13 protein-coding genes are annotated in these 12,597 nt (G+C 64.0%); 5 read left to right on the top strand and 8 right to left on the bottom strand.

Annotated features, from left to right (window positions below; all coding sequences use genetic code 11):
- Positions 1-22: 22 nt before the first annotated feature.
- The 4 genes from TMO_RS09085 to TMO_RS09070 all read left to right on the top strand — a co-directional run bounded on the left by TMO_RS09085 (position 23) and on the right by TMO_RS09070 (position 3,621).
- Complete coding sequence (locus TMO_RS09085) at positions 23-466, top strand: response regulator (protein ID WP_187297764.1); 444 nt, start codon at positions 23-25, stop codon at positions 464-466.
- Positions 463-1,182, top strand: coding sequence for a divalent cation tolerance protein CutA (gene cutA / locus TMO_RS32815; RefSeq protein WP_014745324.1), 720 nt, complete (start codon positions 463-465; stop codon positions 1,180-1,182). Before TMO_RS09085 ends, cutA begins: the two co-directional genes overlap by 4 nt.
- Positions 1,183-1,312: 130 nt before the next feature.
- Positions 1,313-2,581 carry an HD domain-containing protein gene (locus tag TMO_RS29285; protein ID WP_014745323.1) on the top strand — a complete coding sequence of 423 codons (1,269 nt, stop codon included), beginning with the start codon at positions 1,313-1,315 and terminating at the stop codon, positions 2,579-2,581.
- On the top strand, positions 2,578-3,621 hold the full coding sequence (locus TMO_RS09070; RefSeq protein ID WP_014745322.1) for a nucleotidyltransferase domain-containing protein: 1,044 nt from the start codon (positions 2,578-2,580) through the stop codon (positions 3,619-3,621). Before TMO_RS29285 ends, TMO_RS09070 begins: the two co-directional genes overlap by 4 nt.
- A 7-nt stretch (positions 3,622-3,628) precedes the next feature.
- Here the strand turns inward: TMO_RS09070 and TMO_RS09065 are convergent, their stop codons facing one another.
- The 6 genes from TMO_RS09065 to TMO_RS09040 all read right to left on the bottom strand — a co-directional run bounded on the left by TMO_RS09065 (position 3,629) and on the right by TMO_RS09040 (position 10,031).
- Positions 3,629-4,936, bottom strand: a complete 1,308-nt coding sequence (locus tag TMO_RS09065; RefSeq protein ID WP_014745321.1) for a TRAP transporter large permease — start codon at positions 4,934-4,936, stop codon at positions 3,629-3,631.
- A complete protein-coding gene (locus tag TMO_RS09060) occupies positions 4,933-5,391 on the bottom strand; it encodes a TRAP transporter small permease (RefSeq protein ID WP_187297763.1) in 459 nt (152 codons plus the stop codon). The genes TMO_RS09065 and TMO_RS09060 overlap by 4 nt, the downstream gene beginning before the upstream one ends.
- A 24-nt stretch (positions 5,392-5,415) precedes the next feature.
- Positions 5,416-6,522: a hypothetical protein gene (locus TMO_RS09055; protein ID WP_014745319.1), complete on the bottom strand. Its 1,107-nt coding sequence runs from the start codon at positions 6,520-6,522 to the stop codon at positions 5,416-5,418.
- Between the two features lie 68 nt (positions 6,523-6,590).
- Positions 6,591-7,754, bottom strand: coding sequence for a dipeptidase (locus TMO_RS09050; RefSeq protein ID WP_014745318.1), 1,164 nt, complete (start codon positions 7,752-7,754; stop codon positions 6,591-6,593).
- 48 nt (positions 7,755-7,802) lie between these two features.
- Positions 7,803-8,669 (bottom strand): VOC family protein, encoded by an 867-nt coding sequence (locus TMO_RS09045; protein WP_014745317.1) that lies wholly within the window; start codon positions 8,667-8,669, stop codon positions 7,803-7,805.
- Positions 8,670-8,708: 39 nt separating this feature from the next.
- Positions 8,709-10,031, bottom strand: a complete 1,323-nt coding sequence (locus TMO_RS09040; RefSeq protein ID WP_041604889.1) for an aspartate aminotransferase family protein — start codon at positions 10,029-10,031, stop codon at positions 8,709-8,711.
- Between the two features lie 114 nt (positions 10,032-10,145).
- Here TMO_RS09040 and TMO_RS09035 point away from each other — a divergent pair, with 114 nt between their 5' ends.
- A complete protein-coding gene (locus TMO_RS09035) occupies positions 10,146-10,997 on the top strand; it encodes a LysR family transcriptional regulator (RefSeq protein ID WP_014745315.1) in 852 nt (283 codons plus the stop codon).
- 25 nt (positions 10,998-11,022) lie between these two features.
- On the opposite strand, the gene TMO_RS09030 is transcribed toward TMO_RS09035, so the two are convergent.
- Entirely contained in the window at positions 11,023-11,589 is a 567-nt protein-coding gene (locus tag TMO_RS09030) for a flavin reductase family protein (RefSeq protein ID WP_014745314.1), read from the bottom strand.
- The gene (locus tag TMO_RS09025; RefSeq protein WP_014745313.1) at positions 11,580-12,539 is read right to left on the bottom strand and encodes a LysR substrate-binding domain-containing protein; all 960 of its coding nucleotides are present in this window, start codon (positions 12,537-12,539) and stop codon (positions 11,580-11,582) included. Before TMO_RS09025 ends, TMO_RS09030 begins: the two co-directional genes overlap by 10 nt.
- Between the last annotated feature and the right edge of the window lie 58 nt (positions 12,540-12,597).

Below are 12,597 nucleotides of genomic sequence, written 5' to 3'. Positions count from 1 at the left end.
GCCCGAAACGGTGGAGATGGGGATGGGTGAGCTTCGGCACGTGTTGCTCGTTGAAGATGAGCCCGACCTGCGCGAACTTGTTCGTCTGGCGCTGTCTGCCGTCGGGCGGATCGAGGTGACGGTTTGTGCCGACGGGCATGCGGCCCTTGAGGCCTTTGATGCCGCGCGGCACGATCTGGTGCTTCTGGATGTCATGATGCCGGGGATAGATGGGCCGGAAACCCTGAGGCGGCTCCGGTTGTTGCCGGGAGGAGCTTTGGTGCCGGCAGTATTTCTGACGGCCCGCACCCGCACCGATCTGGACGGGGTGGATGGGGTGGCAGCGGCGGCCGTCATTGCCAAGCCATTTGATCCGTTGACGCTGTCTGCCGAACTGCAGGCGATATATCGAGCCCTGCAATCCGGTGACCCGTCCGATAAGGGACTCTCTGAAAAGCACCCCCCCGAGCGGAGAAGCTGGTCGTGACTGACAGTCCCGAAACCGATGGGCCCGATGGTGGCAGGGCCGGCAGTGCTACCGACATCATCGCCACGCTGACGGAAGAGTTCCGCCAGGGCATGCCGGCACGGATCGCCCGCATCCGCGAAGGCATTGCCGCCTGGCGCGATCAGCATGAGGCTGCGGGGCTCGACGATGCGGAGAGGGCGGCGCATTCCCTTGCCGGCGCCGCAGGCAGCTTCGGTTTTCCGAAGGTCGGTGAAGCTGCACGACAGCTGGAGCGGCTTTTGGAAAGCGCACAGGCCGGCGAGCCGGCCGGGGGTAAAGACGTTGCACATGCCTTGTCGGCACTTGCCCTGGCGGTCGACGGCGTGGCACCGCTCGACGCCGCCGAGCGGTGCCTTGTCGAAGCGGCTGGTATGGTCGCGCGCGCCATGGTGGCCTATGTCACCTGCGGCAGCCGCGACGAAGCGCTGATGATCGGCCGCACGCTTGTCGAGGAACGCCTGGCCGCCTGCTGCAATCTGATCGGCGGCATGACGGCGATCTATCGCTGGGAAGACAAGGTGGAGACGGGCGAGGAAGTGGTGCTGATCGCCAAGACGACCGCCGATCGCCTCGAGCTTCTGACAGCGCGGGTGATCGCCCTGCACAGCTATGACCTGCCGGGCATATCTGCCTGGCCGATCGAGGGTGGATCTGCCGGTTTCCTGGCCTGGATCGCGCAGGAATGCCATAGTTGAGCAGGAATGCGGTGGCTGACCGGGAGGTCCGATGCAGGGCACTGGACCCGCTGGCGCTGCGGGTGCTAGATCAGGTGCCCGGCTGCGTGGGGCTTTCCGACCAGTGGCGCGGCATGCGAGCGGAGAAGGTATGACCGGACGGCAGATCACCATCTGGGACTTCGGAGTCGAGACGGCGGAGCCGCCCCATGCGCCCGCCATGGCCGAAGCTTTCGAGGATCTGGCCGACTGGGCACCGGTGTCGTGGCCTGAAGAGGCGAGGGCGGCGGGCGATCTGTTTCCCGAGGCGCCACGTTTCCGTTTCCGTCTGGACGACGGGGCCATCGCCCAGGCTTTTCCGCAAGCCCTGCATCGCGAGCTGATCGCCAGCCCCGGATTTCAGCGGCTGCGCGACATCTCGTTCCTGGGGGTCATCGACCGGCTGTTCCACCCGAACGGCAAGCCGTCTTTCGTCCGGCATAACCGCTATCATCATTCGCTGGGCGTGGCGCTGCTGGCCGTCAGCTACTGTCGGCTGGCGGGCGTTCAGCCGCGTGACCGCGATCTGCTGATTGCCGCCGCCCTGCTCCACGACGTGGGTCACGGGCCGCTGTCGCATACGCTGGAGCCGGTCTTCGCCGATCGGTTCGGTATCGATCATCATGCAGCGACTGCGGCGGTGATCCGGGGCGAGGTGCCGATCGGTCGCGATGTTCGCGCAGCGCTCGACCGGCATGGCGTCGACCCCGACGAGGTGGTGGCACTGATTGCCCGCCGGTCGAACCGCCCGCATGCGCATCTGTTCTCCGGCCCGATCAACATCGATACGATCGACGGCATCTGCCGTGCGAACACCTATCTCCACCGGGCGCCGGTCGATGCCCACCCGCTGATTTCGGTTCTGGCGCTGGCCCGGGTCGACCGCGCCGGGGTGCGCCGCCTGGATGGTTTCTGGCGGCTGAAGGAGCGGATCTACGACAGTTTCATTTATGGTGACGTCTGCCGCTCGGCCGATGCGCTGGTGCAGCGTCATGTCGATCAGACGATCGACCGGTATCGGGCCGAGGATTTCTTCCTGACCGAGCGCGCCCTGCTCGGTCGCGTGCGTGATCTTCAGGCGCTGATCGCCATCCTGGTGGGCCATATCCATGCCGATTTCAGGGCGGCCCGTGCTGCCGCTGCCGGCCGCAAGCGGGCAGCCGTCGAGGCGGCGGTGCCTGTCGAGATGGTCATGGGGCGGGAGCGCCGCTTCACCATCGAGCCCGACGTGGTGCTGGACTCTCCCGAAGCCTATGCCCGGCGCTACCGCGAGGTGAAGACCCGCCGCAAGCGGCCGCTTTACGGCCTGTCCGCGCTGGCGGCCATCGCGGCCGAGGGGGCAGGCGGGCGCCAGCCCGACCTGTTCGGCGTGGCGGCATGACCGCTGATCATGCCCCCGTCGGCGCGGGCTTCACGGCCCTCGAGGCCGACGCCCCGCATCTGGTGCAGTTGCGCCGACGTACGGAGGCGCAACTCGGACGGCTTTCCGATGCCCTGCCGATGGTGCCTGTGCTGGACGATGACGACCTCTTCCGGGGCGCTGAGCCTGCGGGTGTGATTGAACCCGGCCTGTCGGTGGTGGTCTGCGGATCCTATGGCCGCGGCGAGGCCGGTCCGCAGGCGGATCTGGACAGCTATGTGCTTTACGAGCCGGGGCGGGCCACGGAGGCCAGGGCCCGGGTGCTGGCCCGGCGGGTTCACGGGGCGGCGAAGGCGGCGGGTATCCGCCAGCCAGCGGATGGCGGCGCCTTCGAGAGTGCCCAGTCCACCGATGATCTGATCAACACCATTGGTGGCGTTGCGGATGTCAACCAGATCACCACCCGCCGCCTGCTGATGCTGCTGGAGGGGCGGGCACTTGCCGGCGAGGCCGTCTTCCGCCGGACCCTCGACGGGCTGATCGCCACCTATGTGCAGGATCATCATGGTCGCGACGATCCGGCGACCTTCCTGCTCAACGACGTGATCCGCTATTACCGCAGCATCTGCGTCGACTTCGAGATGAAGACCCGGGGGGCCGAGGCCAAGGGCTGGGGCCTGCGCAATGTGAAGCTGGTCTTCTCACGCAAGCTGCTCTACGTCTCGGGCGTGGTGGCTGCGGCCGAAACGGCGGGGCTCGCCGTGGAGGAGAAGCGCCGCCTGCTCGGGGGCCTTCTGGGCCGCCCGCCGATCGACCGTATGCTCGATGTCTGCGGCCCGGCGGCACTGGCGCCGGCGCTCAGCCATTACGACCGGTTCCTGGCTGCACTCGATGATCCGGCAAACCGCATGGCACTCGATGTACCGCCCGCCGAAGCGAGGGCAGTGCCGCTCTATCGCGACCTCAAGGACGAGGCTGCCGGCTTCAGCCGCGCACTCATGGCCTTAATTGAGACCCGCTATCCGGCAGACCATCCACTCCGGCTGCGTCTGGTGCTTTGATGCCCGCCTAGCGACTGGTCATGAGATCGGGCAGCCAGAGCACCAGTTCCGGAGACGTAAGCAGGATTACAAGGATCACCATCTCGACCACCAGGAACCAGGATACCCCGCGGAAGATCACCGTCAGACTGATGGAAGGTGGGGCGATCGATTTTGCGGCAAAAACGTTCATGCCGACCGGTGGCGTGATGACGCCGATTTCAATGTACTTCACGATTACGATTCCCATCCAGATCAGATTGAAGCCGGCCTGCTCCAGGGTCGGCAGCAGGACGGCGACGGCGAGCATCATGATCCCGAACGGATCAAGGATCATGCCGAGCAGCAGAAAGAGAAGCGACAGGGCTGCCAGCAGCAGGGCCGGTGAAAGACCCGCATCTGCTACGAAAGATGCCAATGCGGCCGGCAGACCGGTCAGAGCCATCGTTCTGGTCAGCATCATGGCGCCGGCGGCGACAAAAAGAATTGACGCGGTCTGCCGGGCAGTATCGGCGAATGCCTCGCGAAGACGCGGCCATGTCACGCCCGGCTGAAGGGCTGAGAGCGCGATCACTGCCAGGGTGCCGACCGCCCCGGCCTGACCGGGAGAGAACCAGCCGCCATAGATGCCTCCCAGCACCAGTATGGCAATCATCGGCAGGGCCAGGATCGACCATGAGATCGGGAGGTCCTCATCCGTGTCCCGGGCTGGTGGCGGGGCGAGTTCGGGATGTCTGACGGAGCGGATCCAGATCATCACCCCGTAACCGAGGGCTGTGAGCAGGCCGGGCAGGATGCCGGCGAAGAACAGCCTGACCACCGATTGCTCGGCCAGGATTCCGTAGACGATCAGTGGTATTGACGGGGGAATCAGAGCGGCCATGGTGCCGGAGCAGGCCGTGACGGCTGTGGCGAGCCCCGGATCGTAGCCGGCACGCAGCATCCTTGGCGTTGCCAGTCGCCCGAGGGCGATGGTTGTGGCGAGACTCGACCCTGAGGCGGCACCGAAGGCGGCGCCTGCGAAATTGGTAGCAATCGCGAGGCCACCAGGAATGCGGGCGAAGGCGCGGCTGGCCAGAATAAAAAGCGAATCCGACAAACCGGTCCGGACGATCAGAGCCCCCATGGCGAGGAAGAGGGGGACGGCCGAGTATTCCCAGCTGGCGGCGAATTCATGGGGGGTGCGGGTCATGATGCTGACCGCAGCGGGCAGAGGCAGGAGGGCGACGGCCCCGGCGAATGCCGAGAGACCCAGGGCGATTGCGACGGGAAGACGCAGCAAGATCAGCAGTACCGCACCTGCCAGGACCAATACGCTGATATCAATCGGGGTCATGATCGCCGCATCCTGTCGATCGATGCCAGGGCAAGCATGGCAAAAGCTGCCGGAATCGCTGCCTTGCCGGGCCAGGTGATGATGCGCATGGTGCCGATGACCAGATGCTCCCCCTGCTTCAGGGCATCCAGCGCCTGAAGGCTGGTCTGCCAGGCCAATGCGCCTGCTGCCAGTGCGACGATCAGCTGAGTCAGTTTTTCGAGACCGCGGCGGAGGGGCTGCGACAGAATTCCGTCGATGATGTCGACCCGTATCTCGTCTCCGGCGTACTGAACCGCGGCGAGCCCCCCGAAGACGACAAAGGGCATGTAGAGTTCCGAGACGATTTCAGCGGTTCCCCGCAATGGAGTGCCCGACAGGGCGAGAGCAGCCACGTCGAGCCCGATATGCAGGGTCATGAGGCCGATGACGGTGGCCGCCGCGAGTTCTCCGATGCGGCAGGCGCGATCGGGCAACGAGCGCTGCATGAGCGTTCTCCCTCAGGGGTGGACAGCGTCGTAGACACGAGCCTTCAGCAGTGCGGTGAACGTGTCCGGATCATCGGTGAAACGCGGCAGGAGATCTTCATGCCATATCCGGAAGGTCTCTACGGCCATGGCGACGAAACCTTCCGGATTCTCGAGTCCATGAGCGCGCGCGGCCTCGATCAGGGCAGTCGGCTCCGCCTTCTGAAAAGATGCCCAGGCCGCGGCCAGGGTGGGGCCGCCATCGGAGACGTGCAGCCGCTCTGCCATTTCGCCGCGGACCGCATCATCGGGCCCGACATAGGCAGACGTCACATAGTCGTGGATGATGCCTGGCATGGCGGCGATCATTTTTTGCCGGGTCGTTTGGGGAAGTGTTGACCAGGTATCGGCGTTGATCGCCAATGGAACTGCGCCGGTAATGATCCCCTGCGGCCGGTCGATCACGCTGCGGATCGTATCCTGCAACCCATAGCTCCGGATCCAGGACAGAGGGAGCAATCCACAATCTGCCTGCCCCAGTTGAAGGGCACTCAGGATATCAGAGACCGACGATCGTACCGGTATCGCGCCCAGCGCCTCAATCCAGCGCATTTCTGGCTGCCCGATCACTGCCACTCTCAGGCCAGCCAGATCCGGAGCATCCGATACCTGACCCGTGCACTGCAGAACCAGCGGCGTGGCTGACTGGATCATCATTGGCACCACATTCTGTCTGGCCATGTCAGCCATGCAGGCGGGGCAACGCGTGAAGAAGATCTCGTTCAGGGCGCCGATCGTCGCCAGGGGCGATGTGCCAAGCCCGGTCAGCTCCGCCATGAATGATGCGGCAGGCATATCGGCCGGATGGAATTGCGTGAGAAAGAAACCTGCATCGACCACATGGTCGCGGATGGCGGGGAGTCCCCCCGGGATTGAGACCAGTTGCCCCCCCAGTATGGGCGTGAAGCGAATCTCACCGTCGCTCACCTGTGTCAGCCGATCGAGCATCGGAAGGACACCGAGACGGTTGGCTGCAGCGCGTTCGGGAACTCCTGAGCCATAAGTCAGCGTTTTCGCGACGACGGACTGTCCCATAAGTGCCAGGGCGGTACAAACTGCGGCAAAGATCGTCACCCTCATCTTTATGTTCCCTTTGTGTTTGTTATTTGTTCTTATTTTGGTGCATGCGGGGGCGGTCAGGGGCCTGTTCAGGCAATCCTGGAGGCAGCTTCGACCCGTCGGGTGAATGCCAGCCAGTTCCCACCGATCATCTGGCGGACATCGTCAGCAGGATAGCCGGCGGCGAGCAGGCTGGCGGTCAGATGCGGCCACTGCTCCCAGGCCGTGAACTCGGGGAGGCCGACACCGAATTGTGGCGAGGTATCCGCCTTGAAACCCAGCCTGCGGAAGTTTTCCGTTGCGGCATCGATCAGTTCGGGGGGCAGATCGGGTGTCCAGCCACCCCAGTCGGTCGCGATGCCGACCTTGTCGGTACCAAGGATGCTCACGGCGTGGTCTATGTGGCGGAGCATGACACCGAGATCGGCCTGACCTTCAGGACTGAGGAATTTGGGAACCGTCACGATACCGAAGAAGCCTCCGGTGTCACGTAGCGCCCGCAGGACATCATCGGTTTTGGCCCGAGGGTGGGCGGCAACGGTATGGCAGCAGGCATGGGTCACGGCGACCGGAGCCCGGGACATGGAAATGGCATCCATGGTCGTGGCAGGCCCGCAATGCGATACGTCGACCACTATGCCCAGTGCGTTCATTCGGTGTACCGCGACGAGGCCGAACCGGCTCAATCCCGCAGGTGCACGCTCCTCACAGCCGTCGCCGATCGCGTTGCGGGTATTGTAGGTGAGCTGCGCGACACGCAGTCCCATGCGATAGAGCAGGTCGAGGCGGTCGAGATCGGTGCCGATGACACCGGAATCCTGCAGGCCAAAAACCAGACCGATCCGCCCGGCTGCCCGGGCCTGGACGAGGTCGTCCGCCGAGGTACAGACGGCCATGTCGCCGCCGGCGCGTGCCCGGTGCAGCCAATGGCCAACATCCTCGATGCATGCGTCCCAGAGCTGCGGAGCCAGTGCCCGGCCTCCCAGCGTGAGCTGAACTGCATCGACACCGCTCTGATCCCAGCAGGCCCGGATGCGGGCGCGCAGTTCCGTGGAGGTGGCGATCTCGTCCAGCCGGTCGCGGGTCATGGTTGCAAGGATGCGGCCGATCGGAAGTTTATGCTCCAGGCCGGCCATCATCTGTGCCCGGTGGCGCGGGGTCATTATGATCGGCTCCCCACAAGGGGCGTAGTCGAAGACGAAGGTCTCGGTCTGCAAGGCGCGGGCCTGATCGAGCCAGGGAGCGATGTCCATGAGGATCTTCCTCTTCCGTGTGCCGGCCCTTCCAAGCCGACGTCGTCATCAGATGAATTCGATCACCATGCCCGCAGCATGCTCCGGTCCCACGACCAGGGCATGTTCGCAGGCGGTGGCCGGGATACCGTTCCGGGCCAGCAAAGCGGCAAGGGCGTCCGGATCCGAGACCTCGATCGTCAGGCCGGCGAGGCGTGGCAATCCGAGCTGCATGTGTCCTGCAAGGCCGAAGCGGGAAGCGAAGCCGTCCTCGCTCATCAGTACCAGGTCGACGTCTCCCGGCCGGATTGCGAATGCGTCGTCGCCAAGTGTCGAGGCCTGACAGCCGTAGAGTTTTTCGTGCTGCGCCACGACCTCCGGCAGCTTGGCTGCCGGACAGGTGGCATAGACGCGACGGATATGGCGTGCGCCATTTTCATGAGTCTGGTATCGGGCCTGGCTATATTGCGCGATGGAGTCGGGGCGATAGGCATTCATGAAGAACGGCAGATGACCGCGTGCGGGAATCAGGACGGTGAAGCGCACATGCTCCCGTTCGCCATCCTCCCGGACCCAGTCACGCCCGACCGTCCAACTGTCGCCGATCGGGCTTCCGGCTTTGGCAAAGGTTGCCGCAGCCTGTTCTATGTCATCGGAAAGGTGCACGATCATCTTCAGCCCGTCAGGGCCCGACAGAATGTCCCGCATCAGCGGCGGTACGCGCAAATGGTCGTTGACGGTCATCAGTTCGAAGAAATTCGCTGCACCGGCCGGCCGGATCGGTTTCATCTGGACGAGGCGATTGGACATGCCGCCGATGGTGCTTTCCGGTGTGAAGCTGAAACCCAGCCGGCTCAGATCTGCCACAGTCGCATTGATATCCGAGACGCCGCACATAATGTGGTCGATGTCGACCAGGCCGGTTCGGGTCTGCATGGCGGACGATCTCCGTATGATCTGCGGGTTTGTTGGATGTCAGCCGGTCGCGGCCTCGATCGACGAGGCGATGATGCTGAGCCCCTCCTCAATCTCTGCGTCGGATATCGTCAGAGGTGGGGCGATGCGGAACACGGCGCCCATGGCGGGCAGCTTCACGATGTTCATACTGAGGCCACGTGCTGCTGCCGCTTCGGCAATCAGCGTACTGATGGCATGATCAGGCGTCTTGCTTTGCCGGTCGGTGACGATCTCCAGCCCGACCATCATCCCGCGGCCGCGTACGTCCCCGATGCAGTCGAAACGCTGCTGCAGTGCCAGCAGACCCTGTTTGAGCTTTGCGCCCGCGATGCGCGCCCGATCCACCAGCCCATCTTCCTCCACCACGTCGAGGACACTCAGTCCCACTGCGGCGGGCAGCGGATCGGAGACGTGCGTGGTGTAGAAGACGAAGCCCCGGTCATGTGCCTTTGCCTCAAGTTCGGCGCTGGTGATCATCGCGGCGAGCGGCAGCCCAGCACCCAGTGTCTTGGACAGGGTGAGGATGTCCGGTGTCACACCGTCGCGCTGGAAGGCGAACATGGTACCGGTTCGTCCGATCCCGGTCTGGGCTTCATCCAGGATCAGCAGCATTCCGCGTTCACGGCACTTCCGCTGCAGGGCAGCCAGATAACCTTCCGGCAGATCAATGATGCCGCCGGCGGAGAGAATCGGTTCGGCAATGAAGGCTGCGAGGCTTCCCGATGACTGGGCGTCGACCAGGGTAAAGGCGTCATCGAGTTCGGTTTGCCAGTCCAGGCTTCCATCCGGCAGGAAGAAGCGTGGTCTGTAGGGATTGGGGGCCGGGATGGCGAAGGAGCCGACGGTTGCGGGGCCGTAGCCGTGCCGATTGGTGCTGTATGTGGCGGAGACCGCAGCGCCGGTCATGCCATGCCAGCTTTTGGAGAAGGCGACGACCTCGTGTCGTCCCGTCACCAGTTTTGCGAGGCGAATGGCTGCCTCGTTCGACTCGGCTCCGGTCGAAAGCAGCATGACTTTTTCAAGGCCAGGAGCGAGGGATCCCAGGCGACGAGCGAGTTCGACCACCGGCCGGGATAGCATGCCGCTGAAGAGATGATCCAGCTCACCGATCTGACGACGCACGGTCTCCACAATACGCGGGTGAGAATGCCCCAGAAGCGCACTCATCTGCCCGGAGGTGAAGTCCAGGATCGGCTTGCCATCGGCATCATAGACGTAGCTGCCCTTTGCACGTTCGATGATTGCATGCTCGAAACTGCCGCCATAGCGCAGGACGTGGCTGTCTACGGCTGCCCAGAAAGACGGATCGTGGTTGGCCGACACATGTGTCCCGACGGACATAGATATTCTCCCTTGGATCTACCCACGTATGCCGTGGCTGAAGAGAGGGTAGTCAGGGCTTTGATTTCATTCAAATTCATAGTATGAAAATCAAAAATCAGGAAAATTGATATCATGCTGTCTCTCGACATCCAGCTGCTGCGCAGCTTCGTGGCCGTTTCGCGGAGCGGATCCATCAGCACGGCCGCACTTCAGGTCGGCCGTACCCAATCAGCGTTGAGCATGCAGATGCAGCGGCTGGAAGCCGTTATCGGCCAGCCGATCCTGCATCGCACCGGCAACGGTATGCGCCTGACGACGACGGGAGAGCGTCTGCTGGTCTATGCCGACCGCATACTTGGTGTGCATGACGAGGCCATCTCGGATCTGTCGGGGAGTGGCTTGCAGGGCTTGGTCCGATTCGGCTGTCCGGAGGATTATCTGACAGCCTTCTTTCCCGAAATTCTGAGGGGGTTCAATGCGCGACATCCGTCGGTGGAAATCGAAGTGGTCTGCGCGCCGACGGTGGAGTTACGCCCCATGCTGCATCGCCGGCAGATAGAGTTGGCGGTGATCTCCCTGCCTGATGACGCAAGCGGCGGGTCGATCATCCGGCCGGAATCTTTCGTTTGGGTGGCGAACAGCCCTCAACCCGAGGTCATGGGGCAGAAGATCGTTCCGCTTGCATTGTCGGCACCCGACACGCTCGATCACCGCGCTGCCTGCAATGCGATGGATAAGGCCGGCCGGCCCTACCGGATTTCCTTTGCCAGCAACAGCCTGGCCGGCCTGCTTGCTGTGGCGCGTTCCGGACAGGCGATCAGCGTGATTACCGGCTCGGCCGTGCCGCAGGACCTTTTCACCCTGGACGATCTGATGCCGGCTCTGCCCGGAATCGGAATCGCAGTCGTCTATGCCGGCGAGCAACCATCCATGGCGGTCAAGGCCTTTGGAGCCTTCATACAGGCACATCTTGCCGCGGCGTGAGATCTCCGCTTGGTTCAGGGGGTGTTCAGAGCATATGAGGGTTGAAGAGGGCCGACTTGTCGATCCGCCGTCCTGAGATCATGAAGACACCGTCACCGGTATAGTGCAGGGTCCGCGGCATGCGGGCCAGACGGGCGACCGTGGCATGAACGATCTCGAAGACGAAGAAGTTGTGGCTCTCCACCAGTCGGTCGTCCGAGAGCCGGCATTCGAAGCTTGCGAAGCACTCGGCGATGGACGGGGCCGGCACCTTGACGCCTGGCTCCGTCGTCAGACTGTAGGTCTCGAATTTGTCGATATCCGCGCCGCTGGTGTTGCCGATACCGACCACTGTATCGATCAGGTTGGCCGGCGGGACGTTGATCACGCAGCTGCCGCTCTGCCGGATCAGCTCGAAGCTGTGATTGCCGGCCGAAATCATGCAGCCGACCAGCGATGGCGAGAACTCCATCACCGTCTGCCAACCCAGTGTCATCACATTGCGGCTGGTGCCTTGGGCGGAGGTCAACAGGACCACCGGACCCGGCTCCAGATGGCGCCGCACCAGATGGAGCGGCAGTTCCTGCTTGATGAAGCGGCGGGCTACGGACATCTGCGGTCTCCTCGTGAATAGCCGGCCTCGCCATCGAACTCGTCCGCCAGCCGGTCGATCAGGCGGCGCACGGCCGGAACCAGACCGCGGCGGGATGGGAAGGCGGCATGCACTGCGCCCGATGGCGGGTGCCAGTCGGGCAACAGGGCAACCAGCCGTCCGGCCTCCAGATGCGGGGCTACCAGATAATCCGGCAGGATCGTTGCGCCGATGCCGGCCAGGGCCATGTGATGCAGGGTGGGCAGATCATCGACGGCGAGCCGCGGATGATGGGCCACCCGCACGATCTCGCCGCCCGGCCCGGTAAGCACCCAATGATGGGGCGGGTTGGTGTCATTGCCCGCATGGCTGCGCGTCCCCGGAAGGGTCTGGGCGATGGTCGGCAGTGTCGCGATCTCTTCAGGCCGCGTGACGGGCGGGCGGCCATGCAGCAGCTGCGGTGACGCCACGACCACGCTCGCGCTCTGTCCCAGGATCCGCACCACCAGATCGGTGTCCTCAAGCGGCAGAGGCCGGACCCTCAGCGCCAGATCGAAGCCTTCCTCGATCACATCCACCCGCCGCTGGGTCGCCTCTACCTCCACCCGGACTTCAGGATAATCGGCCATGAAGCGGGAGAGGATGGGCGCGATCGCCGTGAACAGCAGCGGCAGGGGGCAGCTCATCCGGATCAGGCCGCGCGGCTCTGCCCGGCTGTGATCGATCACCTCCTGTGCGGCCTCTGCGGCGGCGATCACGGCCTGGCAATGGCGGTGATAGGCACGGCCGACCTCGGTCACCGTCCAGGCGCGGGTATTGCGCTGGATCAGCCGCACGCCGAGACGGTCTTCGAGTGCGGCCAGCCGTCGGCTGACCGTGGATTTGGGCAGGCTCAAAGCGCGGGCGGCGGCGGCGACACCGCCATGCTCGACGATGCGGGCAAAGATCATCAGATCGTTCAGGTCCTGCATCGGCCACCTCGCCCTGGCGTTCCACCAATGGAACGTATTATCCAGAATTTGCCATCTG

The organism is Tistrella mobilis KA081020-065 (genome assembly GCF_000264455.2).
In the GTDB taxonomy this organism is placed as follows: domain Bacteria; phylum Pseudomonadota; class Alphaproteobacteria; order Tistrellales; family Tistrellaceae; genus Tistrella; species Tistrella mobilis.
This window is presented reverse-complemented; position numbering and strand designations above follow the sequence as displayed.

Excerpts from the sequence above, each read along its gene's own strand:
- TMO_RS09085 (WP_187297764.1), top strand. The coding sequence starts at position 23 with ATGGGTGAGCTTCGGCACGTGTTGCTCGTTGAAGATGAGCCCGACCTG.
- TMO_RS29285 (WP_014745323.1), top strand. The coding sequence starts at position 1,313 with ATGACCGGACGGCAGATCACCATCTGGGACTTCGGAGTCGAGACGGCG.
- TMO_RS09070 (WP_014745322.1), top strand. The coding sequence starts at position 2,578 with ATGACCGCTGATCATGCCCCCGTCGGCGCGGGCTTCACGGCCCTCGAG.
- TMO_RS09065 (WP_014745321.1), bottom strand. The coding sequence starts at position 4,936 with ATGACCCCGATTGATATCAGCGTATTGGTCCTGGCAGGTGCGGTACTG.
- TMO_RS09055 (WP_014745319.1), bottom strand. The coding sequence starts at position 6,522 with ATGAGGGTGACGATCTTTGCCGCAGTTTGTACCGCCCTGGCACTTATG.
- TMO_RS09050 (WP_014745318.1), bottom strand. The coding sequence starts at position 7,754 with ATGGACATCGCTCCCTGGCTCGATCAGGCCCGCGCCTTGCAGACCGAG.
- TMO_RS09045 (WP_014745317.1), bottom strand. The coding sequence starts at position 8,669 with ATGCAGACCCGAACCGGCCTGGTCGACATCGACCACATTATGTGCGGC.
- TMO_RS09040 (WP_041604889.1), bottom strand. The coding sequence starts at position 10,031 with ATGTCCGTCGGGACACATGTGTCGGCCAACCACGATCCGTCTTTCTGG.
- TMO_RS09035 (WP_014745315.1), top strand. The coding sequence starts at position 10,146 with ATGCTGTCTCTCGACATCCAGCTGCTGCGCAGCTTCGTGGCCGTTTCG.
- TMO_RS09030 (WP_014745314.1), bottom strand. The coding sequence starts at position 11,589 with ATGTCCGTAGCCCGCCGCTTCATCAAGCAGGAACTGCCGCTCCATCTG.
- TMO_RS09025 (WP_014745313.1), bottom strand. The coding sequence starts at position 12,539 with ATGCAGGACCTGAACGATCTGATGATCTTTGCCCGCATCGTCGAGCAT.